At 67.8% G+C, this 23,349-nt stretch carries 23 protein-coding genes; 16 read left to right on the top strand and 7 right to left on the bottom strand.

What is annotated here, in order from left to right:
• The first annotated feature begins 76 nt into the window (after positions 1-76).
• The 8 genes from AC3WLE_RS27040 to AC3WLE_RS27005 are packed head-to-tail and all read left to right on the top strand — an operon-like array spanning position 77 to position 5,896.
• Entirely contained in the window at positions 77-754 is a 678-nt protein-coding gene (locus tag AC3WLE_RS27040) for a VOC family protein (protein WP_492356580.1), read from the top strand.
• Between the two features lie 33 nt (positions 755-787).
• The gene (locus AC3WLE_RS27035) at positions 788-1,501 is read left to right on the top strand and encodes an alanyl-tRNA editing protein (RefSeq protein WP_492319803.1); all 714 of its coding nucleotides are present in this window, start codon (positions 788-790) and stop codon (positions 1,499-1,501) included.
• Positions 1,501-2,139: a LysE family translocator gene (locus AC3WLE_RS27030; protein WP_492356581.1), complete on the top strand. Its 639-nt coding sequence runs from the start codon at positions 1,501-1,503 to the stop codon at positions 2,137-2,139. The genes AC3WLE_RS27035 and AC3WLE_RS27030 overlap by 1 nt, the downstream gene beginning before the upstream one ends.
• Positions 2,140-2,185: 46 nt before the next feature.
• A complete protein-coding gene (locus tag AC3WLE_RS27025; RefSeq protein WP_492356657.1) occupies positions 2,186-3,166 on the top strand; it encodes a DMT family transporter in 981 nt (326 codons plus the stop codon).
• Positions 3,167-3,177: 11 nt separating this feature from the next.
• Positions 3,178-3,639: a RidA family protein gene (locus AC3WLE_RS27020; protein WP_492319801.1), complete on the top strand. Its 462-nt coding sequence runs from the start codon at positions 3,178-3,180 to the stop codon at positions 3,637-3,639.
• A gap of 7 nt (positions 3,640-3,646) precedes the next feature.
• Entirely contained in the window at positions 3,647-3,976 is a 330-nt protein-coding gene (locus AC3WLE_RS27015; protein ID WP_010813560.1) for a DHCW motif cupin fold protein, read from the top strand.
• 53 nt (positions 3,977-4,029) lie between these two features.
• The gene (locus AC3WLE_RS27010) at positions 4,030-5,220 is read left to right on the top strand and encodes an aminotransferase-like domain-containing protein (RefSeq protein ID WP_492319800.1); all 1,191 of its coding nucleotides are present in this window, start codon (positions 4,030-4,032) and stop codon (positions 5,218-5,220) included.
• A gap of 31 nt (positions 5,221-5,251) precedes the next feature.
• Positions 5,252-5,896 carry a glutathione S-transferase family protein gene (locus AC3WLE_RS27005; protein WP_492319799.1) on the top strand — a complete coding sequence of 215 codons (645 nt, stop codon included), beginning with the start codon at positions 5,252-5,254 and terminating at the stop codon, positions 5,894-5,896.
• Between the two features lie 34 nt (positions 5,897-5,930).
• Here the strand turns inward: AC3WLE_RS27005 and AC3WLE_RS27000 are convergent, their stop codons facing one another.
• Positions 5,931-6,584, bottom strand: a complete 654-nt coding sequence (locus AC3WLE_RS27000; RefSeq protein WP_492319798.1) for a LysE family translocator — start codon at positions 6,582-6,584, stop codon at positions 5,931-5,933.
• 413 nt (positions 6,585-6,997) lie between these two features.
• On the opposite strand from AC3WLE_RS27000, the gene AC3WLE_RS26995 reads away from it, so the two are divergent.
• Both AC3WLE_RS26995 and AC3WLE_RS26990 read left to right on the top strand, forming a co-directional pair.
• Positions 6,998-8,680: an L-lactate permease gene (locus tag AC3WLE_RS26995; RefSeq protein ID WP_439670816.1), complete on the top strand. Its 1,683-nt coding sequence runs from the start codon at positions 6,998-7,000 to the stop codon at positions 8,678-8,680.
• 162 nt (positions 8,681-8,842) lie between these two features.
• Positions 8,843-10,672 (top strand): ABC transporter ATP-binding protein, encoded by a 1,830-nt coding sequence (locus AC3WLE_RS26990; protein ID WP_492319797.1) that lies wholly within the window; start codon positions 8,843-8,845, stop codon positions 10,670-10,672.
• 69 nt (positions 10,673-10,741) lie between these two features.
• Here AC3WLE_RS26990 and parC read toward each other — a convergent pair whose 3' ends face one another.
• From parC to AC3WLE_RS26975, 3 genes are all read right to left on the bottom strand, one after another.
• Complete coding sequence (parC, locus tag AC3WLE_RS26985; RefSeq protein WP_492356582.1) at positions 10,742-13,081, bottom strand: DNA topoisomerase IV subunit A; 2,340 nt, start codon at positions 13,079-13,081, stop codon at positions 10,742-10,744.
• Positions 13,082-13,153: 72 nt separating this feature from the next.
• The gene (locus AC3WLE_RS26980; protein WP_492319795.1) at positions 13,154-13,951 is read right to left on the bottom strand and encodes a lytic transglycosylase domain-containing protein; all 798 of its coding nucleotides are present in this window, start codon (positions 13,949-13,951) and stop codon (positions 13,154-13,156) included.
• A 107-nt stretch (positions 13,952-14,058) separates the two neighbouring features.
• Complete coding sequence (locus AC3WLE_RS26975; protein ID WP_492319794.1) at positions 14,059-16,050, bottom strand: DNA topoisomerase IV subunit B; 1,992 nt, start codon at positions 16,048-16,050, stop codon at positions 14,059-14,061.
• A gap of 347 nt (positions 16,051-16,397) precedes the next feature.
• Here AC3WLE_RS26975 and AC3WLE_RS26970 point away from each other — a divergent pair, with 347 nt between their 5' ends.
• On the top strand, positions 16,398-17,609 hold the full coding sequence (locus tag AC3WLE_RS26970) for an MFS transporter (RefSeq protein ID WP_492356583.1): 1,212 nt from the start codon (positions 16,398-16,400) through the stop codon (positions 17,607-17,609).
• Positions 17,606-17,749 (top strand): hypothetical protein, encoded by a 144-nt coding sequence (locus AC3WLE_RS26965; RefSeq protein WP_155737093.1) that lies wholly within the window; start codon positions 17,606-17,608, stop codon positions 17,747-17,749. The genes AC3WLE_RS26970 and AC3WLE_RS26965 overlap by 4 nt, the downstream gene beginning before the upstream one ends.
• A gap of 19 nt (positions 17,750-17,768) precedes the next feature.
• On the opposite strand, the gene AC3WLE_RS26960 is transcribed toward AC3WLE_RS26965, so the two are convergent.
• Positions 17,769-19,700, bottom strand: coding sequence for an ATP-binding cassette domain-containing protein (locus AC3WLE_RS26960; RefSeq protein WP_492356584.1), 1,932 nt, complete (start codon positions 19,698-19,700; stop codon positions 17,769-17,771).
• Between the two features lie 333 nt (positions 19,701-20,033).
• Between AC3WLE_RS26960 and AC3WLE_RS26955 the strand changes: the two genes are divergently transcribed.
• Positions 20,034-21,212, top strand: coding sequence for a benzoate/H(+) symporter BenE family transporter (locus AC3WLE_RS26955; RefSeq protein ID WP_492319791.1), 1,179 nt, complete (start codon positions 20,034-20,036; stop codon positions 21,210-21,212).
• A gap of 9 nt (positions 21,213-21,221) precedes the next feature.
• On the opposite strand, the gene AC3WLE_RS26950 is transcribed toward AC3WLE_RS26955, so the two are convergent.
• Positions 21,222-21,731 (bottom strand): hypothetical protein, encoded by a 510-nt coding sequence (locus tag AC3WLE_RS26950; RefSeq protein ID WP_492356585.1) that lies wholly within the window; start codon positions 21,729-21,731, stop codon positions 21,222-21,224.
• A gap of 258 nt (positions 21,732-21,989) precedes the next feature.
• Between AC3WLE_RS26950 and AC3WLE_RS26945 the strand changes: the two genes are divergently transcribed.
• From AC3WLE_RS26945 to AC3WLE_RS26935, 3 genes are all read left to right on the top strand, one after another.
• Positions 21,990-22,322: a DMT family transporter gene (locus AC3WLE_RS26945; RefSeq protein ID WP_492319789.1), complete on the top strand. Its 333-nt coding sequence runs from the start codon at positions 21,990-21,992 to the stop codon at positions 22,320-22,322.
• 76 nt (positions 22,323-22,398) lie between these two features.
• Positions 22,399-22,701 (top strand): type II toxin-antitoxin system HigB family toxin, encoded by a 303-nt coding sequence (locus tag AC3WLE_RS26940; protein ID WP_492319788.1) that lies wholly within the window; start codon positions 22,399-22,401, stop codon positions 22,699-22,701.
• A 5-nt stretch (positions 22,702-22,706) separates the two neighbouring features.
• Positions 22,707-23,078 carry a helix-turn-helix domain-containing protein gene (locus tag AC3WLE_RS26935; RefSeq protein WP_492319787.1) on the top strand — a complete coding sequence of 124 codons (372 nt, stop codon included), beginning with the start codon at positions 22,707-22,709 and terminating at the stop codon, positions 23,076-23,078.
• Between the two features lie 29 nt (positions 23,079-23,107).
• Here the strand turns inward: AC3WLE_RS26935 and AC3WLE_RS26930 are convergent, their stop codons facing one another.
• Positions 23,108-23,344: a hypothetical protein gene (locus tag AC3WLE_RS26930; RefSeq protein ID WP_010813577.1), complete on the bottom strand. Its 237-nt coding sequence runs from the start codon at positions 23,342-23,344 to the stop codon at positions 23,108-23,110.
• Positions 23,345-23,349: the final 5 nt, after the last annotated feature.

Genomic DNA, 23,349 nt, shown 5'->3' with positions numbered 1-23,349 from the left:
CCTGCAACTGTACTGAATACGATCCGCTCAACTGTACCGGTACTGTACCGACTACCTTGTCTACCATCAAGCCAAGATGAAGCTCGCCCTCGATCACCTTGTCATCGCCGCGCCCGACCTGGACGCCGGCACGGACCATGTTGCCGGCCTGCTGGGCATTGCGCCCCAGGGCGGCGGTGCGCACACGGCCATGGGCACGCACAACCGTGTGCTGGGCATGTTCGGCGGCGTCTACCTGGAAGTGATCGCGGTCGATCCGGCGGCAACGGCACCGGCCCGGGCGCGCTGGTTCGGCCTGGACACCGAGGCCGTGCAGCAGCGCCTGCGCGACGGCCCCTTCCTGCTGCACTGGGCCGCGCGCGTGGAACGCCCCGCCGACCTGGGCCGGTGGCAGGCGCAGTACCCGGAGCGCATCGCCCCGGTCATCCCGATGACCCGCGGCGGCCTGCACTGGCGCATCACCGTGCCCGAGGACGGCAGCCTGCCCGCCTGGCCGGGCGAAGCCGACAGCGCCGGCGATGGCCTGCTGCCCAGCCTGATCCAGTGGGACGTGGCCAGCTACCCCGGCGTCAGCCTGCCGCGGCAGGACCTGGCGCTGCGCAGGCTGTCCGGGCGCCACCCGCGCGCCGAGCTGCTGCGCCAGGGGCTGGCCTGGCTGGGTGCCGACCACCTCATCGCCATCGAGCAGGCCGACGGCCCGCCCGAACTGAGCGCCGAAATCGAAACCGCGCAGGGCATCCGCACCCTGCGCTAGCCACACCCGGAACAAGCCCACCAGGAGACCCCGATGTCCGCCACCCGCAAGCGCTTCGACGAAGACCCCTATCTTGGCCACTGCACCGCCACCGTGGTGGCGGCCGGCGCCGAAGGGATCGAACTCGACGAAACCGTGTGCTACGCGCGCAGCGGCGGCCAGGCCGGCGACACCGCCACACTGGCGCTGGCCGACGGGCGCGCGGTGGCCATCGTCGACACTGTCTACGCCGACGACCGCAGCCGCATCCTGCATGTGGCAGCACCGGATGCGCCGCTGCCGCGCGTGGGCGAGCGCGTCACCGTGACCATCGACTGGGCGCGCCGCCACAAGCTGATGCGGCTGCATACCTGCCTGCACCTGCTGGGCTCGCTGATCCCGGTGCCGGTGACCGGCTGCGGCATCTCGCCGGAGTCGGCGCGCGTCGACTTCGACTTGCCGGAATCGACCCTGGACAAGGCCGACCTGACCGAGCGCCTGAACGCGCTGATCCATGCCAACACCGCGGTGCGCACCACGCTGATCACACCGCAGGAACTGGCCGCCCAGCCCGAGCTGGTGCGCACCATCGGCGCCGCGCCGCCGGCGGGCACCGCCAGCATCCGCATCATCGAGATCCCCGGCGTGGACCGCCAGCCCTGCGGCGGCACCCACGTGGCCAACACCAGCGAGATCGGCACGGTGGTGGTGACCAAGATCGAGAAGAAGAGCCGCACCAACCGGCGCGTGGTGGTCGCGTTCGCGTGATGGCGTCCGGCTTGCTCACCGGCCTGACGGCCGCGCAGTTCCTGGCCCTGCTGACCCTGCTGACGGTGGGCCTGTTCACGCCCGGGCCCAACACCACCATCGCCGCGGTCACCGGCGCCAACTTCGGGCTGCGCGCCACGCTGCCGCACTGCGTGGGCGTGGCCTTCGGCTTTGCCAGCATCCTGGCGCTGTGCGCGCTGGGCGTGGGCGCGCTGGTCCTGGGCCAGCCGGCGCTGGCCGCCGGCGTGCACCTGGCCGGCGTGGCCTACCTGCTGTGGCTGGCGTGGAAGATCGCGCGCAGCGCGGCGCTGGCGCAGAAGCAGGTGCTGCGCCCGCTGAGCGTGTGGCAGTCGGCGGTGCTGCAGTACGCCAACATCAAGGCGTGGATGCTGGCGCTGGCGGTCGCGGCCTCTTACATGACTGGCGCGCCCTCGCCGGTGCAGCGCGTGCTGCTGGTGTGCGGCGTGTTCGCCGCGCTGGGCTTTGTCAGCAACGGCGTGTACGGTGTGCTGGGCGCGTCGTTGCGGCAATGGCTGCAGCAAGGGCAGCGCGTGCGCTGGTTCAACCGCGCCATGGGCGCGGCGCTGGCGCTGACCGCGCTGTGGATTGCGGTCAGTGCCAGCCCGGGCGCGCACTGAGACCCGCCGATCCGATTCCGAGCCGATGACAACCAAGACCCCGACCATGGCCGCCAGCCGCCCCGCTTCGCCACTGACGTCTGCCCCGCCGGCCTCCGGCGGCATGCTGCTCGGCTTTGTCGGCGTGGCGATCTTCAGCCAGACGCTGCCGTTCACGCGCATGGCGGTGGCCGAGCTGGACCCGATCTTTGTGGCACTGGCGCGCGCCGTGCTGGCCGCGCTGCTGGCGCTGGCGCTGCTGGCCTGGCGCGGCGCGCTGTCCGCCAGCCGCCGCCCGCGCGGCGGCCAGTGGCCGCGGCTGGCCGTGACCGCGCTGGGCGTGGTGGCAGGTTTCCCGCTGTTTTCTTCGCTGGCGATGCGCGAGGTGCCGGCCAGCCACGGCGCCATCGTGATCGGCCTGCTGCCGCTGGCGACCGCGGTGTTCGCCGCCTGGTTCGGGCGCGAGCGGCCGTCGCCGGCGTTCTGGCTGTCGGCCGTGGCCGGCAGCGCGCTGGTGGTGGGCTTTGCCGTCTGGCAGGGTGCCGGCGGCCTGCAGCATGCGGACTGGTACCTGTTCGCCGCCGTGGTGCTGGGCGCGCTGGGCTATGCCGAGGGCGGCAAGCTGTCGCGCGAGCTGGGCGGGCTGGAAACCATCAGCTGGGCGCTGGCGGTATCGCTGCCGGTGCTGGTGCCGGTGGTGGCCTGGCTGACCCTGCGCGACCTGCCGGCGATTGCCGCGGCGTCGCCGCGCGCCTGGGGCGGCATGGCCTATGTGTCGGTGTTCTCGATGTTTGTCGGCTTCCTTTTCTGGTACGCCGGCCTCGCAAAAGGCGGCGTGGCGCGCGTCGGCCAGATACAATTGCTGCAGCCGTTCCTGACGCTGGCGGGCGGTGCGCTGATTCTGGCCGAGCCGCTTGACGCCCCTACCATCACCTTCGCGGTGGCGGTGATCGCCGTCGTGGCCCTCGGCCGCCGCGCCGCCGTGCAGCAAAGCGCACCCGCCCCCGCCCCGGAAACGCCACCGATCCTCCCTGGACGCATTCACTGACTGGAGCCTACATGTCCGTCTACGACACCCTTGCCCGCCTCGGCATCGAACTGCCGGCCGTCAACGCCCCCGCCGCCGCCTATGTAATGGCCGCGCAAACCGGCAACACCGTATTCCTGTCGGGCCATATCGCCCGCAAGGACGGCAAGGTATGGACCGGCAAGCTGGGCAAGGACATCGACACCGAGTCCGGCAAGGCCGCAGCGCGCGCGATCGCCATCGACCTGCTGGCCACGCTGCACGCGCATGTGGGCGACCTGAACCGCGTCACCCGCATCGTCAAGGTGATGAGCCTGGTCAACTCGACTCCCGAATTCACCGAGCAGCACCTGGTCACCAACGGCGCCTCGGAGCTTTTGGCCGAAGTGTTCGGCGACAACGGCAAGCATGCGCGCAGCGCCTTCGGCGTGGCGCAGGTCCCGCTGGGCGCCTGCGTCGAGATCGAGATGATCGCCGAAGTGAAGGCGGCCTGAGGCCCGCATGCGCATCGACAACCTGCCCTTCGGCACCACCGACTGGTCGGCCATCGCGCCGACCCGCCACCCCGGCGAGCAGGGCGAGGCCACCTGGCGCACGCGCCAGTTCGGCGACATCCGCGTGCGCATGGTCGAATATTCGCCCGGCTACCTGGCCGACCACTGGTGCAGCAAGGGCCATATCCTGTTCGTGCTGGACGGCGAGCTCCATACCGAGCTGGAAGACGGCCGGCAGTTCGTGCTCGGCGCGGGCACCAGCTACCAGGTAGCCGACCAGGCGGAAGCGCACCGTTCGTCCTCGCCGAAGGGCGCACGACTATTTATCGTTGACTGAGCGGCAGGCTTGCCGCTCAGCCCAGAACTCCCCCAGACCACAAGAGACACATCATGAAATGGGCCATCTCCCGCCGGGCACAGCAACTGACCAGCTCGGCCATCCGCGAAATCCTGAAGGTCACCGAGCGTCCGGAAGTCATTTCGTTCGCCGGCGGCCTGCCGTCGCCGGCCTCGTTCCCGGTAGCGGCCATGGAGGCAGCGACGGCCCGCGTATTCGCCGACAACCCGCAGGCGGCGCTGCAATACGCAGCGACCGAAGGCTACCTGCCGCTGCGCGAGTTCGTCGCCAGGCGCCATGGCGCGCCGGTCGAGCGCGTGCTGATCACCACCGGCTCGCAGCAGGCACTGGACCTGATCGCCAAGGTGATGATCGACCCGGGCAGCAAGGTGCTGGTGGAAACCCCCAGCTACCTCGGCGCGCTGCAGGCGTTCTCGCTGTTCGAACCTGAGTTCGTCTCGATCCCCAGCGACGACAAGGGCCTGCTGCCCGAGGCGCTGACGCCCGAGCTGACCGCCGGCGCGCGCTTCCTGTACGCCCTGCCCAACTTCCAGAACCCGACCGGGCGCCGCCTGCCGCTGGAACGCCGCGAAGCGCTGGTGGCCCGCGCCAAGGAACAGGGCGTGCTGCTGGTCGAGGACGATCCCTACGGCGCGCTCAGCTACACCGGCGACCAGCTGCCCAGCCTGCTGTCGATGAACCCGGACGGCGTGATCTACATGGGTTCGTTCTCGAAGATCCTGGCCCCCGGCATGCGCCTGGGCTACGTGATCGCCCCGCCCGAGCTGCACTTCAAGCTGTGCCAGGCCAAGCAGGCGTCTGACCTGCACACGCCGACCTTCACCCAGCGCGTGGCCTACGAGACCATCCGCGACGGCCTGCTCGACACGCATATCCCGACCATCCGCGAGCTCTACGGCAAGCAGTGCCAGTACATGCTGGACGCGCTCAAGCGCCATATGCCCGAGGGCGTGACCTGGAACGCGCCCGAAGGCGGCATGTTCATCTGGATGGAGCTGCCCGAGGGCCTGGACAGCATGGTGATCCTGGAAGAAGCCGTGAAGCGCAACGTGGCCTATGTGCCGGGCGCGCCGTTCTACGCCAGCAACCCGAAGCGCAACGCGCTGCGCCTGGCCTTCGTCACGGTGTCGGCCGAGCGCATCGAGCAGGGCGTGGCCATCCTTGGCGAGCTGTTCCGCGAAGCCATCGCCGCGGCCGCCGCCAGGCAACCGCGCGCGGCCTGAAGCCCGGGCGCGCATCACCACTGGAGCCGAAATGTTGCGTATCTGGGGCCGACTCTCCTCCATCAACGTGCAGAAAGTGGTCTGGTGCGCGCGCGAGCTGCACCTGGACCATGAGCGCGTGGATATCGGCGTGACCAAGGGCGACCTCGACACCGAGGCCTATGTGCGCCTGAACCCGAACCGCCAGATCCCCGTGATCGAGGATTTCCGCGGCACCGATGTCGGCGGCGAGCCCTTCGTGCTGTGGGAATCCAATGCGATCGTGCGGTACCTGTGCGCGCGCTACGGCGAAGGCACGCTGTGGCCCGAGGACGTCAAGGCACGCGCCTCGGCCGACCGCTGGATGGACTGGCAGACCACCGCCTTCAGCCCGGCCATGGTGACGGCGTTCCTGAACCTGGTGCGCAAGCCAAAGGCGGAGCGCGACGAGGCTGCCATCAAGGCATCGTGCGAGCGCACCGAGCCGCTGGCCGCGCTGCTGGACAAGGCGCTGACCGGGCGCGAGTTCATCGGCGGCGACCGCTTCACCATGGCCGACATCTCGCTGGCCTGCGCCGCGCACCGCTGGATGGGGCTGCCGCTCAAGCACCAGCCGCGCCCCAACCTGGAGCGCTGGTTGAGCGCGATGCGCGCCCGCCCCGCCGCGGACGGCATCCTGGAACTGCCGCTGCGCTGAGCCGCGGCAGTTTTTTCTTTCCTGCCGTCCTGCCTTACTTCGCCGCGCGCGAGCCCGACGCCGCGGTAAAAACCCCCAGCCCGATAAACGCCGCGCCGGTCAGGTAGCGGCCGAGCGCTCGCGCCCTGCCGGCGCGGCGCAGTGCCGGCATCACCGCGGCGGCGGCCATCACGTAGCAGGCGTCCGTGGTCGCGGCGATCAGCACGAAGGCCACGCCCAGTGCCAGGCTCTGCGTCAGCGCCGAGCCTGCCGGGTTCATGAACTGCGGCAGGAAAGCAGCAAAGAAGATCGCGGTCTTGGGATTGAGCAGTGCCACCACGAAGCCGTCGCGCACCACCTGGCGCAGGCTGCGTGGCGCTACTTCAACCGTGCCGCCGTCAGCCGCCGCGGCGCCGCCACGCAAGGCGCGGATGCCCAGCCAGATCAGGTAGGCCGCCCCCGCGTACTTGACCACCGAAAACGCCAGCGCCGATACCGAGAACAGCACCGCCAGCCCAAGCGAGGCGCCGATCGCGTTGCCCAGGTTGCCCAGCGCCACCGCGCCGATCGAGGCCAGCCCGGCCTGCCGGCCCTGCGCCAGCGTGCGCGTGACGATATAGACCACGGCCGGGCCGGGCGTGATGGCCAGCGCCAGGCTGGCCAGCACGAATGCGGTCAGCAAAGGCCAGGGGGGAAGGAATTCGGTCATGGGCAGCCTCATTCAATGGTTGGATGCGGGCGGCAGCGCGCCCGCGGCATGACGCCCGCCAGTATGCGCCGAGCGCCGGCGCTTGCGCCAGTCCCGGCATGGCTGCCGGGCCGGTCATGCAAGCCGGTGGCAGGCACGCAGGCTTTTGCAACAGGCGCCGTTTAGAGTACTCTCGCCAGAGTGCCTGGAAGGCACCACGTGCGCCGCAATGCCCCCAGGGAAACCCTGATCCCTGAATGTGGCTCATGCCAGGCATGACGCAATATACGACAGCGAACACGGAACCCGTTCCTACAATCGCTGGTTCTTTCCCGCGCGCGGCGGATGCCGTTCGCCGGTGCAAAGCGCATGCACGGCGCCGAGGGCACGCAGATCGTCCCGGCGCCTGAGCCAACCTGAGGAGGACATCGATCGTGTGGAGTCAAGTCTATGACCCGCTAGGCAATATGGCGCTGTCGACCATTGCCGCGGGCATTCCCGTCGCCGTGCTGCTGGCAGCGCTGGCGTTCTTTCATATGCAGGCCCACCTGGCGGCGGGGCTGGCATTGCTGATCGGCATCGTGGTCGCCTCCACGGTGTTCGGCATGCCGGCGGCAATGGCCGGCAAGGCAGCGGGGCTGGGCATCGTGTCCGGGCTGTTCCCGATCGGCTGGATCGTGCTGAACATCATCTTCCTGCACCGGCTGACAACCCTTAACGGGTCATTCAAAGTCTTGCAGAACTCGATCTCCGGCATCACCGAGGACCGCCGCCTGCAGCTGCTGCTGGTGGCGTTCAGCTTCGGCGCCTTCTTCGAGGGCGCGGCCGGCTTCGGCACGCCGGTGGCCGTGACCGGCGCCATCCTGATCGGCCTGGGCTTCTCGCCGCTGGCCGCCTCGGGCCTGGCGCTGATCGCCAACACCGCGCCGGTGGCCTACGGCGCGCTGGGCGCCCCGATCATCGGCCTGGCGTCGGTGACCGGGCTGGACCTGCTCGACCTGTCGGCCATGATCGGCCGCCAGCTGCCGTTCTTCTCGGTGATCGTGCCGTTCTGGCTGATCTGGGCTTTTGCCGGCTTCCGCGGCATGCTGGCGATCTGGCCGGCGATCCTGGTGGCGGGCGTGAGCTTTGCGATCCCGCAGTTCCTGGTGTCGAACTATCACGGACCGTGGCTGGTGGACGTGATCGCCGCGCTGGTGTCGATGGGCTCGCTGACGCTGTTCCTGAAGGTCTGGCATCCGAAGGAGATCTGGACCTCGACCAGGATCCTGGGCCGCCACGACGACTCCAAGGTCGACCATCCCGAAGCGCTGGAAGCCGATGCCCGCGCCAGCGCCGCCTCGGCCGGCATCTCGGTGGCCAAGGCCTGGATGCCGTGGGTGATCCTGACCGTGTTCGTCTTTGTCTGGGGCGTGCCCGAGTTCAAGAAGCTGATGGATAGCCTGTGGGCGTGGAAATTCCCGATCCCGGGGCTGGACAAGGCCATCGTCAAGGTGCCGCCGGTCGTGCCCAAGGAAGTCATCGAAGGCGCGGTCTTCAACTTCAACGTGCTGTCGATGGCCGGCACCGGCATCTTTGTCTCGGCCATCGCCGGCGGCCTGCTGATGGGCTACTCGGTGCCGCGCCTGTTCAAGGAATACTGGGAAACCATCAAGCTGGTGCGCTACTCGCTGCTGACCATCTGCGCGATGTTCGGCGTCGGCTACCTGACCCGCTACTCGGGCCTGGATGCCACGCTGGGCCTGGCCTTCGCCCACACCGGCGTGTTCTACCCGCTGTTCGGCACCATGCTGGGCTGGCTGGGCGTGGCGCTGACCGGTTCGGACACGGCCTCGAACGTGCTGTTCGGCGGCCTGCAGAAGACCACGGCGGAGCAGCTGGGCCTGTCGCCGGTGCTGATGGCCTCGGCCAACAGCTCGGGCGGCGTGATGGGCAAGATGATCGATGCGCAATCCATCGTGGTGGCCTCGACCGCGACCAAGTGGTACGGCCACGAAGGCGACATCCTGCGCTATGTGTTCTTCCACTCGATCGTGCTGGCGATCCTGGTGGGCCTGTTCGTGACACTGCAGGCCTATGTGCCGCCGTTCACGCATATGGTGATCCACCACCCCTGACCATTCAGAAGTTTCCGCGCTGCGGTTCTGACAAGGCCCCGCCCCCTGGCGGGGCTTTTCCATTGTGCAAGGCGCGTATCATGTTGTGTCTGATCCGCCGCACGCGCGCCCCCACCTCCCACGAAGACGCCGGGTTGCGCCGGGCACAACGGGAAACCTGCCATGTTGCGTCGCCTGGAAAGACTGATCGACCCCTTCCGGGGCATGCCCGACCACGAGCCGCCCGGCCAGGTCTGGCGCTTCTATGCCTGGTACCTGCGCGAAGTGTGGGGCGTGTTCGCGCTGCTGTTGCTGGTGGGCTTGGTCGGAGCGCTGATCGAGGTGGCGCTGTTCAGCTTCCTCGGCCGGCTGGTCGACATGGCACAGACCACGCCGGGCGCGGAGTTCTTCAGCCGGCATCGCAATGAACTGCTGTGGATGGCGGTGGTGGCGCTGCTGCTGCGTCCCATCTTTTTCGGGCTGCACGATGTGCTGGTGCACCAGGTCATCAACCCCGGGCTGGCCAACCTGATCCGCTGGCAGAACCACCGCTACGTGCTCAAGCAGAGCCTGTCGTTCTTCCAGAACGACTTTGCCGGGCGCATCGCGCAGCGCATCATGCAGACCGGCTACTCGCTGCGCGATTCCGCGGTGCAGGCGGTGGACGCGATCTGGCACGTGGTGATCTATGCGGTCAGCTCGCTGGTGCTGTTCGCACAGGCCGACTTGCGGCTGATGATCCCGCTGCTGCTGTGGATCGTCTGCTATGTGGCTGCCCTGCTCCATTTCGTGCCGCGCGTGAAGCAGCGCTCGGTGGTGGCCACGGAGTCGCGCTCGCGCCTGATGGGACGCATCGTCGACGGCTACACCAATATCACCACACTCAAGCTGTTCGCCCACACCCGTCACGAGGAAGACTATGCGCGCGACGCCATGTCCGAGCAGACCGAGAAGTCGCGGCTGGCCGGACGCATGATCAGCGGCATGGACATCACCATCACCGCCATGAACGGCGCGCTGATTGCCGGCACCACGGGGCTGGCCCTGTGGCTGTGGAGCGAGGGGCACGTCACCACCGGCGCGATTGCGCTCACCACCGGGCTGGTGATCCGCATCAACAATATGTCCGGCTGGATCATGTGGGTGGTCAACGGCATCTTCGAAAACGTCGGCCAGGTGCAGGACGGCATGAAGACGATTGTCGTGCCGCGCGTGGTGACCGACCGCGCCGACGCGAAGCCGTTGCGCGTAACGCATGGAGAGGTCCGCTTCGAGCGGGTGGGATTCCACTACGGCAAGGGCTCAGGCGTCATCGAAGGCGTGGACCTGACGGTGCGCCCGGGCGAGAAGATCGGGCTGGTCGGCCCCTCCGGCGCCGGCAAGTCGACGCTGGTCAACCTGCTGCTGCGACTCTACGACGTCGAGCGCGGCCGCATCCTGATAGACGGCCAGGACATCGCCGCGGTCACGCAGGAAAGCCTGCGCGCACAGATCGGCATGGTCACGCAGGACACCTCGCTGCTGCACCGGTCGATCCGCGAGAACCTGCTCTACGGCAAGCCCTCCAGTACCGAGGCTGAACTGCAGCAAGCCCTGCACCGCGCCCGCGCCGACGAATTCACCCCGCACCTGGTCGACGCCCACGGCAATACCGGGCTGGAGGCGCAGGTCGGCGAGCGCGGCGTGAAGCTGTCAGGCGGCCAGCGCCAGCGCATTGCCATCGCGCGCGTGCTGCTCAAGAACGCGCCGATCCTGATCCTGGACGAAGCCACCTCGGCGCTGGATTCGGAGGTGGAAGCGGCAATCCAGGAAAGCCTGGAAACGCTGATGCAGGACAAGACCGTGATCGCCATCGCCCACCGGCTGTCGACGATTGCGCGCATGGACCGGCTGGTGGTGCTGGACAACGGCCATATCGTGGAAAGCGGCACGCACGCGCAATTGCTGGCGCACGGCGGGCTGTATGCGCGGCTGTGGGCGCATCAGACCGGGGGATTTGTGGGAGTGGATTGAGATATTGCCCGCCAGATTGGGGGCTCCCCTCTCCCGCAAGCGGGAGAGGGGGGCAAACCGGTAGGGCACTCAGTTGCCAGCCGGCGGCTCCACGCGCACCGGATCGATGCGCGGCTCCTTGAGCTTGGCCTCGATCGCCTTGCCCTTGCGCGCGCGCTTGCCCACGTAGGCCTGCAAGGCCACGCCTGCCAGCTTCTGCGAGGTCAGCTTGCCGCCGCGCCCCGCGCCCGAGAGCATCAGCCCCGGGGCGCCCACGCCCACTGCCTGCAGCAGCTTCTCCTTGGGTTCCAGCTCGATCAGGATGACGCCACGCCCGCCGGCCGACAGCACCTTGACCTCGTCCAGCCCCACCAGCAGCAGGCGGCCGTTGCCGGACAGGCAGGCCACATGCGTGGCCTCGTCGCCGATCGGCGCCGGCGCCAGCGGCGTGTCGCCGTCATCGAGCGTCAGGAACGACTTGCCGCCCTTCTGCCGGCTGATCATGTCACCGACCCTGGTCTGGAAGCCATTGCCGCCCGCGGTGGCGATCAGCATGCGCTGCTCCGCGCTGCCGGCAAAGGTGTGCGCGACCTGGCTGCCGGACTGCAACTCGATCAGCGTGGTGATGGGCACCCCGTCGCCGCGCCCGCCAGGCAGGCTGGCGACCGGCACGGAATAGACCCGGCCGTTGGTGCCGAACACCAGCAGCACGTCGACGGTACGGCATTCGAAGGTGCCGTAGAGCGCGTCGCCGGCCTTGAAGGTGAACTGCTGCGCATCGTGGCCATGGCCCTGGCGCGTGCGCACCCAACCCTTCTGCGACATCACCACCGTCACCGGCTCGTCGATCACGCGCACTTCGGCCGCGGCGCGGCGCTCTTCCTGGATCAGCGTGCGGCGCGGGTCCTTGTCTTCCGGGCTGTATTGCTTGGCGTCGGTCTCGATCTCCTTGATGATGCGGCGGCGCATCATGGTCTCGGACTTGAGCAGCACGTCCAGGTCGGCCTGTTCCTCGCGCAGTTCCTTCAGTTCCTTCTCGATCCGGATCGCTTCCAAGCGCGCCAGCTGGCGCAGCCGGATTTCCAGGATGTCCTCGGCCTGGCGGTCGCTCAGGCCGAAGGCCTCGATCAGCGCCGGCTTGGGCTCGTCGCTCTCGCGGATGATGCGGATCACCTCGTCGATATTGAGCAGCACCAGCATCCGGCCTTCGAGGATATGGATGCGGTCCTCGACCTTGCCCAGGCGGTGGCGCGTGCGGCGCGTGACGGTTTCGAAGCGGAACGCGATCCACTCCGACAGGATCTCGCGCAGGCCCTTCTGGCGCGGGCGCCCGTCGGTGCCGATCATCACCAGGTTGATCGGCGCGCCCGACTCCAGGCTGGTATGCGCCAGCAGCGTATGGATGAACTCCTGCTGGCCGACGTTCTTGCTCTTGGGCTCGAACACCAGCCGCACCGGCGCATCCTTGCCCGATTCGTCGCGCACCGCGTCCAGCACCGCCAGCACGGTGGCCTTGAGCTGCTGCTGGTCCTGCGTCAGCGCCTTCTTGCCGGTCTTGATCTTGGGGTTGGTGATTTCCTCGATCTCTTCCAGCACCTTCTGCGCCGAGGTGTTCGGCGGCAGCTCGGTCACCACCAGCTGCCACTGGCCGCGCGCCATCTCCTCGATGGTCCAGCGCGCGCGCACCTTCAGGCTGCCGCGGCCGCCCTCGTAGATCTGGGCGATATCGGACGCCGGCGAGATGATCTGGCCGCCGCCCGGATAGTCCGGCCCGGGCATCAGCGCCAGCAGCTCGGCCAGCGTGATATTGGGATTGCGGATCATCGCCACGGTGGCCGCGGCGACTTCGCGCAGGTTGTGCGGCGGGATCTCGGTCGCCATGCCCACCGCGATGCCCGAGGCGCCGTTGAGCAGCACGAACGGCAGCCGCGCCGGCAACAGCCTGGGCTCCTGCATCGAGCCGTCGTAGTTGGGGGCGAAATCGACCGTGCCTTCATCGATCTCATCGAGCAGCAGCCGCGAGATCGGCGTCAGGCGCGCTTCGGTGTAGCGCATCGCCGCCGCGCCGTCGCCATCGCGCGAGCCGAAGTTGCCCTGGCCGTCGATCAGCGGGTAGCGCAGCGAGAAGTCCTGCGCCAGGCGCACCAGCGCGTCATAGGCGGACTGGTCGCCATGCGGGTGGAACTTGCCCAGCACATCGCCGACCACACGCGCGGACTTGACCGGCTTGGCGTCGGCGCGCAGGCCCATCTCGTGCATCGCGAACAGGATGCGGCGCTGCACCGGCTTCTGGCCGTCGGCCACCTCGGGCAGCGCGCGGCCCTTGACCACGCTGACGGCGTAGTCCAGGTAGGCGCGCTCGGCGTAGCGCGCCAGCGTCAGCGAATCGGCCGGCTCTTCAGGTTGAAACGTGATGTCTTGTTGTTCCATGGGTAGGCAAGAATTCGGCGCGCCACGTTGAACTGCCGGCGCGCCGGGTTGCTTGTTGTTCGGGTATGCCGGTCAGGGCATGGGGCGGCGCCCGCCGATGACCATCTTCACGCGCGGGCCGTCCGCGCTGGCGCTGGCGCGCTTGAGCACCGCGCCCTGCTGCGGCTGGTACAGCCGGTAAAACTGCAGCACGGTGCTGACATACTGCCGGGTCTCCGGGTAAGGCGGAATGCGGTTGTTGTAGCGCTGCACCGCGCCCTCGCCGGCGTTATAGGCAGCCAGCACCAGCTCCAGGTTGTTCGGGAACAGCTGCATCAGCCAGCTCAGGTAGCGCACGCCCGCGGTGATATTGGTGCGTGGATCGGCCAGCTTCTGCTCGATGCTTCGGCGCGCATCGGCGCTCACACCAAAGCGCGCGCCGGTGTCGGGGATCACCTGCATCAGGCCGATCGCGCCCTTGGGCGACACCGCGCCCGGGTTGAAACCCGACTCGACCGCCATCACCGCCTTGACCAGCGCGGGATCGACATCCTGCTTGCCGGCGATCTGGTGGATCAACGGTTCGACGGTCTTGATATTGGGATGGTTGACGACGTAGCGGTACAGCTTGTGCTGCTCCAGGTCGATGTCCGCGCCAGCGGCCGCCTGCGATTGCCGCGCCGCCAGGCGCGCGGTATCCAGCTTGCCGCCGTCCTTCATGAACAGCTTGTAGCGCGCGTCCAGCTTCTGGTCGGCAAAATGCGCCACGCCGTCGGCATCGATAAAGCCCCACAGCTCGGCATGCGCCGCCGGCACGAAGGCGAGCCCGGCCAGCGCCACGACGGCTGCCGCCGCCTTGCGCCATGGTTTGCCGGGAGTTCTCGTCGTCATCGTGCGTTCCAGATTACTGTCCGTTGGCGGCCGTCGGGAATGACGGCCAGGCAGACTGGGCGATTATCTACCCAATCACCGGCCGCCGCTTTCCGCTCAGGTATCGCTCAGATATCGGCCTCGACCTCGTTGCCCTTCTCTTCCAGCCAGCTGCGGCGCTGTGCGGCCTCGCCCTTGCCCATCAGCATATTCATCATCTCGACGGTCTGCGGCAGGTCGTATTCGCCCAGCGACACGGGCAGCAAGCGCCGCGTGTCGGGGTTCATGGTGGTTTCCCAGAGCTGCTCGGCGCTCATTTCGCCCAGGCCCTTGAAGCGGGAAATCTGCCACGAGTTTTCCTTGACGCCGTCCTTGAGCAGCTTGTCCTGGATGGCCAGCAGCTCGCCTTCGTCCAGCGCGTACAGCTTCTGCGCCGGCTTCTTGCCGCGCGCGGGCGCATCGACGCGGAACAGCGGCGGACGCGCCACACAGACGTTGCCGGTCTCGATCAGCTTGGGGAAGTGGCGGAAGAACAACGTCAGCAGCAGCACCTGGATATGCGCGCCGTCCACATCCGCGTCGGACAGGATGCAGATCTTGCCGTAGCGCAGGTTGGACAGGTCGGGCTCGTCGTTGGCGCCGTGCGGGTCCACGCCGATCGCCACCGCGATGTCGTGCACTTCGTTGTTGGCAAAGAGGCGGTCGCGCTCGGTCTCCCAGGTATTGAGCACCTTGCCGCGCAGCGGCAGGATGGCCTGGAACTCCTTGTCGCGGCCCATCTTGGCCGAGCCGCCGGCCGAGTCACCCTCGACCAGGAACAGTTCGTTGCGGGTCACGTCGGTGGACTCGCAATCGGTCAGCTTGCCGGGCAGCACCGCCACGCCGGAGCCTTTTTTCTTCTCGACCTTCTGCGCCGCGCGCGTGCGCGCCTGGGCCTGGCGGATCACCAGCTCGGCCAGCTTCTTGCCGTACTCGACATGGTGATTCAGCCACAGCTCCAGCGCCGGGCGGCTGAAGGTGGAGACCAGCCGCACCGCGTCGCGGCTGTTCAGGCGTTCCTTGATCTGGCCCTGGAACTGCGGATCCAGCACCTTGGCCGAGAGCACGAACGAGGCGCGCGCAAACACGTCTTCGCTCATCAGCTTGACGCCCTTGGGCTGCAGCGCGTGCATCTCGATAAAGCTCTTGACCGCCTGGAACAGCCCTTCGCGCAGGCCGGATTCATGCGTGCCGCCGGCCGGCGTCGGGATCAGGTTGACGTAGGACTCGCGCACCGGCGCGCCGTCTTCGGTCCATGCCACCACCCAGGAGGCGCCTTCGCCGTCGGCAAAGCCTTCTTCGCCGGGATTGGCGTCGGGGTCGGCGAAGTGCTCGCCCTCGAACATCGGGATCACCAATTCCGCGCCGCTGCCCTGCGCCAGCGCCTCGACCAGGTAGCCCTTCAGGCCCTGGTCGTACTGCCAGGTCTGGCGCTCGCCGGTCTTCTCGGTCACCAGCGTGACCTTGACGCCCGGCAGCAGCACCGCCTTGCTGCGCAGCAGGCGCTGCAGCTCGGCCAGCGGGATCGCGGCCGAGTCGAAATACCTGGCGTCCGGCCACACCTGCACGCGGGTGCCGCTCTTCTTCTCGCCCCGCTCGATCTTGCGCGAGGCCAGCGGCACGGTCACGTCGCCGCCGGAGAAGGTCAGCGTCGAGCACATGCTGTCGCGCCACACGGTCACGTCCAGCTGCGTCGACAAGGCATTGGTCACCGACACGCCCACGCCGTGCAGGCCGCCCGAGAAGGCATAGGCGCCGCCCTTGCCCTTGTCGAACTTGCCGCCGGCGTGCAGCCGGGTGAAGACGATCTCGACCACCGGCACGCCTTCTTCCGGGTGGATGCCCACCGGGATGCCGCGGCCGTTGTCCTCCACGCTGAGGCTGCCGTCGCGATGCAGGGTCACCAGGATCTCGGAGCCGTGGCCGCCGAGGGCCTCGTCCGAGGCGTTGTCGATCACCTCCTGCACGATATGCAGGGGGTTGTCGGTCCGGGTGTACATGCCGGGACGCTGCTTGACCGGCTCCAGGCCCTTCAGGACCCGGATGGAAGATTCGCTGTACTGACTGGTTTTGCTCGCCATGGAGTCGCTACGAAAGTGATGGTCCCGGCTGCCATGAGGCGCACAACTGTGCACGCGCCGGGGCACCGGGCACTGCATTGTAATGGAAGCGGGCGACGGCAATCCCGCCAAAAAAGCGCTTGGCCTGCCGACCCGCGCTGGCGCCGGTTTGCCGGGCCGCCGCCACTTTTTGCCAGGGCGCCGGCAGCGCGGGCAGCGCCGTACGCGTTTTCCCGAGCCGGAGTAAACTCGCCAGCACCCGGCCCCGGCAAGCCCGATTGCCGTCCCGGCACGGGCAACAACAAGCACACACAATCCCTGTCGGCACCGCGCTTACCCGGCGGGACTGCCGCACATCGAGCCAAGACATGCAGAACCGACAACTCTCCCTGACCACCGTACTTGTGTGCGGTGGGCTGCTCGTGACCCTTTCAATGGGCATCCGGCACGGCTTCGGCCTGTTCAACCTGCCGATCACCCAGGCCCATGGCTGGAACCGCGAGACCTTCGCCTTCGCGCTGGCGCTGCAGAACCTGATGTGGGGCGCCAGCCAGCCCTTTGCCGGAGCGCTGGCCGACAAGTTCGGCGCGCTGCGCATCATGCTGGTCGGCGTGGGGCTGTACGTGGCCGGGCTGGTGGTGATGGCGCTGGCCACCAGCGGCACCGCCTTTGCCACCGGTGCCGGCGTGATGATCGGCATCGCCCAGTCCGGCACCACCTACAGCATCGTCTACGGCGTGATCGGCCGCGTGGCCAGGCCCGAGAAGCGGGTCTGGGCCATGGGCATCGCCGCCGCGGCCGGCTCCTTCGGCCAGTTCCTGATGATCCCGGTGGAACAGGGCCTGATCTCCGGGCTGGGCTGGCAGAACGCCCTCTATGTAATGGCGCTGATGGCCTGCGTGATGCTGCCGCTGGCGCTGACGCTGCGCGAGCCGCGCGAAGCGGCCCACACCGGCGGCCACCACCAGACCATCGGCCAGGCCGTGCATGAAGCCTTCGGCAACCGCAACTTCCAGCTGCTGACACTGGGCTACTTCGTGTGCGGCTTCCAGGTGGTGTTTATCGGCGTGCACCTGGCGCCCTACCTGAAGGACCAGGGCCTGACTGACCCGAAAGTCGCCGTCGTGGCGCTGGCGCTGATCGGGCTGTTCAATGTATTCGGCACCTATACCGCCGGCGCGCTGGGGCAGCGCCTGCCCAAGCGCTACCTGCTGTCCGCCATCTACGTGACGCGTTCGGTGGTGATCGCCGGCTACCTGCTGCTGCCGCTGACGGTGGCCAGCACCTGGGTGTTCGCGGCGGTCATGGGCTTCCTGTGGCTGTCCACGGTGCCGCTGACCAACGGCATCATCGCCCAGGTGTTCGGCGTGAAATACCTGTCGATGCTGTCGGGCGTGGTGTTTTTCTCGCACCAGATCGGCAGTTTCCTGGGGGCCTGGCTGGGCGGCTTCCTCTACGACCGTACCGGCGGCTACAACACGGTGTGGCTGATCGCGATCGCGCTGGGCGTGGTGGCCGCGCTGGTGAACCTGCCGATCCGCGAGCAGGCGCTGGTGCGCGTGCAGCCGGCGGCGGCATGATGAGCACGACCCAGGCGCGCGTGATGAAGGCAGCCGGGCTGGCGGTGCTGGCCGGGGTGCTGGCGCTTGGGTTCGTGGGTTACCTGCGGCCGGGGTTCATGGTCGACCTGACCAATATGGTGCTGGCGTGGTGCGGGTGAGGGCCGGCTTGCCTGACCCTCAGGCCCCCTCGCCCTTCGACTTCGCCTCCAGCACTTCCCAGCGCTCCAGCGCTTCCAGCAGTTCCATCTCGATCTCATCGTGCCGCGTGCCCAGCTGCGCGGCCTTGGGCGCATCGCTGACATAGAGCGAGCCGTCCGCGAGCTGCGCCGAGATCGTCTTCTGCTCGGTTTCCAGCGCGGCAATGCGCTCCGGCAGGCCGTCCAGTTCGCGCTGCTCCTTGTACGACAGCTTGACCGTACGATTGGCGCCGCGCGCCTCGCGCGAATCTTTGCCCTTTGCCGGCTCTGCCACCTTCTGCTCCGGCTTGCGCGCCGCCTGCAGCGCCGCGCTGCGGGCCGACTGCTCGACCCAGTCGGAATACCCGCCCACCGATTCGCGCCACACGCCATCGCCCTCGGCGGCCAGGGTCGAGGTCACCACGTTGTCCAGGAAGGCGCGGTCGTGCGAGACCAGGAACACGGTGCCGCCATAGTCCTGCAGCAGTTCTTCCAGCAGTTCCAGCGTATCGATGTCGAGATCGTTGGTCGGCTCGTCCAGCACCAGCACATTGGCCGGGCGCGCAAACAGGCGCGCCAGCAGCAGCCGGTTGCGCTCGCCGCCTGACAGCGACTTGACCGGCGAACGCGCGCGCTCCGGCGCGAACAGGAAGTCGCCCAGGTAGCTCATCACATGCTTGCGCTGGCCGTTGACCTCGACCCAGTCGCTGCCCGGGCTGATGGTGTCGGCCAGCGAGCGCTCCAGATCCAGCGCGGTGCGCATCTGGTCGAAGTACGCCACCTGCAGGTTGCTGCCGTTGCGCACGGTGCCGCTGTCCGGCGCCAGTTCGCCCAGGATCAACCGCAGCAGCGTGGTCTTGCCGGCGCCGTTGGGACCGATCAGGCCGACCTTGTCGCCGCGCATGATGGTGGCGGTGAAGTCGCGCACCACCACTTTGTCGCCATAGGCCTTGCTGACGTCGGTCAGCTCGGCCACGATCTTGCCGGAGCGGTCGGCCTGCGACACCTCCAGCTTGACGTTGCCCTGGACTTCACGGCGCGCGGCGCGCTCGTTGCGCATCGCCACCAGGCGCTGGATGCGCGACACGCTGCGCGTGCGGCGCGCCTCCACCCCCTTGCGGATCCACACCTCTTCCTGCGCCAGCAGCTTGTCGAACTTGGCCTGCTCGACCTGCTCCGCCGCCAGCATCTCTTCCTTGCGCGCCTGGTAGGCGGCGAAGTTGCCGGGGAAGGACACCAGCCGGCCGCGGTCCAGTTCGATGATGCGGGTGGCGACACGGTCGAGGAAGGCGCGGTCGTGGGTGATCAGCAGCACGCTGCCGCGGAAGCCCAGCAACAGGTCTTCCAGCCAGCGGATCGCTTCCACGTCGAGGTGGTTGGTGGGCTCGTCCAGCAGCAGGATGTCGGGCTCGGCCACCAGCGCCTGCGCCAGCGCCACGCGTTTCTGCAGGCCACCGGACAGTGCCTCGACGCGCGTGTGCGAATCCAGCCCCAGGCGCGCCAGCGTGGTTTCCACGCGGGTGCGCAGCTGCCAGGCATCGGCGGCGTCCAACTCGGACTGCAGCCGGTGCAATTCGGCCAGCGCGGCTTCGTCGTCGTGGTTCTCGGCGACGCGGTCGGCGGCGGCCTCGTAGCGCACCAGCAAGTCGTGCGCATCGCCCATGCCCTGCGAGACGGCGTCGAACACGGTGATGCCCGCCTCGAACTGCGGCTCCTGCGGCACGTAGGCGCTGGTCACGCCGCTCTGGCGCGCGATCAGCCCATCGTCGGGCGCCGACAGCCCCGCCACGATCTTCAGCAGCGAGGACTTGCCCGAACCGTTGCGCCCGATCAAACCCACGCGCTCGCCGGCCTCCAGCGAAAAGTCGGTGTGATCGAGCAGGGCCACGTGCCCGAAGGCAAGCTGGGCGTCGGTAATGGAAAACAGGGCCATGGGAGAAAGACGAGACGACGAGAGAAAGGAGGGACGGCCTGGCAGCCAGGGCTGGCGTGGCACGGCAGCCCGCATTGTAGACGACCGGGGCCGGGCCAAGGCTGGCCCCAAAAAAGAAGGGCCCGCGCACTGCGGGCCCAAGAGTCTCTCCTCGGTGCCCTGCTCGCAAGGCACGAAGCCAGCATAACAACGCCCCCTTGCCCGCTCCAGTCGGAAAAGTCCGTAAGGGAAAGCCCCGTCAACCGCGATTTCTGGACGCCGCCGCGGCAAATTGGTACGGCCAAGGCACTCATGCGAAGATGTCGGCCGTGCCAATGGCCTGCTGCCACCCTCATGACCACCGCTTCACTGAAATTGTCCGACCTGTCCGTGTCCGCGCTGGTCGCCGGGCTGGTCGCCACGCTCACCGGCTATACCAGTTCGCTGGTGCTGATGATCCAGGCCGGCCACGCCGCCCACCTGACCGATGCCCAGATTTCGTCCTGGATCTGGGCGCTGTCGATGGGCATGGGAATCACCACCATCGGCCTGTCGTTGGCGCTGCGCGTGCCGATCGTGGTGGCCTGGTCCACGCCCGGCGCGGCGCTGCTGATCGCCAGCCTGCCCGGCGTGCCCTACGCGGAAGCCATCGGCGCCTTCCTGCTGGCCGGGCTGATGATGGCCGCGGCCGGCATGACCGGCTGGTTCGACAAGCTGATGCGCGCCCTGCCCGCCAGCATCGCGTCAGCCCTGCTGGCCGGCATCCTGTTCCGCATCAGCGTGGATGTGTTCGTGCAGGCGCAGCACCAGACCGTGCTGCTGCTGGCGATGTTCGCCGCCTACCTGCTCGGGCGGCGCCTGTGGCCGGCCTATGCGGTGCCAGGGGTGCTGCTGACCGGGGCGGTAGTCGCCGGCGTGCTCGGCCAGCTCGATTTCTCGGGCGTGCGGCTGGCGTTGGCGGTGCCGGTTTGGACCACGCCGGCCTTCTCGCTGTCAGCCTTGGTCAGCATGGCGGTTCCGCTGTTCATCGTGGCGCTGGCCTCGCAGAACATCCCCGGGCTGGCCGTGCTGCAAGCCGACGGCTACCACGTGCCGGCCTCGCGCCTGATCTCGCTCACCGGCCTGACCTCGGCCGTGCTGGCGCCGTTCGGCTCGCACGGCGTCAACCTGGCGGCGATCACTGCCGCCATCTGCACCGGCCCGCAGGCCGACCCCGACCGCAACCGCCGCTATACCGCGGCCGTGGTCTGCGGCGTGGGCTACCTGGTCGCGGGCACGCTGGCGGCCAGCATCGCGGCGCTGTTTGCGGCCTTTCCGCAAGCGCTGGTGGTGGGCGTGACCGCGTTCGCGCTGATGGGCTCGATCGCCAACGGCCTGACCGTGGCCATGCAAATCCCGGCCGAGCGCGAAGCCGCGCTGCTGACCTTCATGATCACGGCGTCCGGCATGACCCTGGCGGGTGTCGGCTCTGCGTTCTGGGGCGTGGTGGGCGGCCTGCTGGCGTTCCACGTGCTGCGCCGGCGCGCCGCCTGAGCATCGCCGCTAGAGCATCAGGAAAGCCACGTCCGCGTAGCCGATATCGTCGGACGATGCGCCCCTGCGGCGCTGGAACAAGACATGCTGCAGCACGCGGTCGCGGTGGGCCGCGAAGGTTTCCGGATCCAGGTTCAACGCCGCGCGCGCGTAGTGCTCGGCCATCAGCTTGTAGACGCGATGGCGCACCTGCAGCATCTCGTTCGCCGCCTGGAGCCGGCTCATTTCCCCCACATGGTCTTCGTCCAGCTGACGCATGCTGACCACCACCCGGACATGCATGCCCCGGTAGCGATCGACCTCCGCATGGGCCTTGCGCAACTCTTCGCGCAGCGACCGCACCTCCTGCAACAGCTTCAGGTTGTGCTGCACGCCGCGTTGGATGCGCGAAGCCTCTTCCAGTGCTTGGTCCGCCGCGGCGATGGTGTCCTGCCACGGATTCGCGTCCGGCGCGGGCTCCCCGTCCCCGGGCTGCGAAGACGTCCCGGCGGACGTGCCGTCGATGCCATTGTGATGCATACCGCTCCCCTTACCCATGCCCGCCGCCGGCATCGTTGGGTTCGTGCCGGCTTGGTCGGGCCAACTACCGCGACTGCCTTATAGGGCTTGTGCCGCGGGCCGGCCATGCGCCCGCTTGCTTTCGTCGTTATAGCCACATTCAATCCTCCATCACCGCTTTGCACAACCACCGCAACGGAGGGACGCGGCTTTGGCGCAACATGCGGGAGCGCTAAGATGCCGGCTTCGGCCCGTTTCGGCCCACCCACTTGTACTCCCATGAACGGATACCTGCTCCTCGCCCTCGCCATCGTCGCCGAAGTCATCGCCACCAGCAGCCTGAAGGCGTCGCAGGGCTTTACGCGGCTGGTCCCCAGCGTGCTGGTCGTGACCGGCTATGTGGCGGCGTTCTATTTGCTGATGCTGGTGATGCGGACAGTGCCGGTGGGAATTGCCTATGCGATCTGGAGCGGGGCCGGGATCGTACTGGTGTCACTGATCGCGGTGGTGCTGTACCGGCAGGTGCCGGACCTGGCGGCTTGCGCCGGGATTGGTCTGATTATTACCGGCGTCGCCGTCATTCAGCTGTTTTCGAAGACTAGCGCGCATTGATCGTAGGTATGCTCGGCAGTGGCTGACCCCTCATCCACTCTTGCCGCAGTCCCATTTTGGGACTAGCATTGCCCATATGCGAATCATAGCGAAGAGGTCTTTGCTTCAGTTCAGCAAGTTCCACCCCGAAGCCAGGCAACCGCTGCTTGCCTGGCATGAAGAAGCCCGCTGCGCGGCCTGGACCGCGCCCAGGGACATCAAGGCGCGCTACGCCAGTGCCAGCTTCGTTGGCAACAACCGCGTGGTCTTCAATCTCGGCGGGAACAAGTACCGGCTTATCGTCGCTGTCGCATACCGGTTGGGCGTCGTCTACGTGAAGTTCATCGGCACCCATCTCGACTATGACCGCATTGACGCCGCCACCGTGGAAATGGAGTGATCACCATGGATATCCGCCCCCTGCACACTGAAGCCGACTACCAGGAAGCGCTGGCCGCGGTCTCCGCCCTGGTCGATGCAGACCCGGCGCCCGACACGCCTGAGGGCGACAAGCTGGAAATCCTCTCCATGCTGGTGGAACGGTATGAAGCCGGGCACTTTCCGATGGACCTGCCGGATCCGATCGCCGCGATCCGCTTTCGCATGGAACAAGCTGGCCTCACGCCACGTGACATGCAACCGTACCTGGGTAACCTCAATCGCGTATATGAAGTGCTGAATGGCAAGCGCGCCCTGAGTCTGGCCATGATCCGGCGGCTGCACCGTGACCTGAAGATTCCCGCGAACGTGCTGATCGCCGAATGCAGCGCGGCATAAGCCCTGGCGCAGCGCGACTGGCGCGCGTGCTAGCCAAAGCGCGCATCGATCTGCTTCCTGGCCCAGTCCGAGGCATGCTGCCATGCCTCGCCTTCGCTGAAGAACTGGCCCGGAACAAGATGGTGATCGAAGACCTTGAGTGGCGCTCCATCCGCCGCTTTCGCGCAGATGGTCACCTCACCTTGCCAGGGGCCGCCAACGCCAAGGGACGTTGCCGAAGCTTCATACCAGTGGTCGCGGTAATACGTGAACCCTTGGAGATCCATGTCTT

It is taken from the genome of Cupriavidus sp. FW306-1B-F12B (assembly GCF_058781795.1).
The sequence above is the reverse complement of the archived record's forward strand: the minus strand, read 5'-3'. Positions and strand labels throughout refer to the sequence as shown.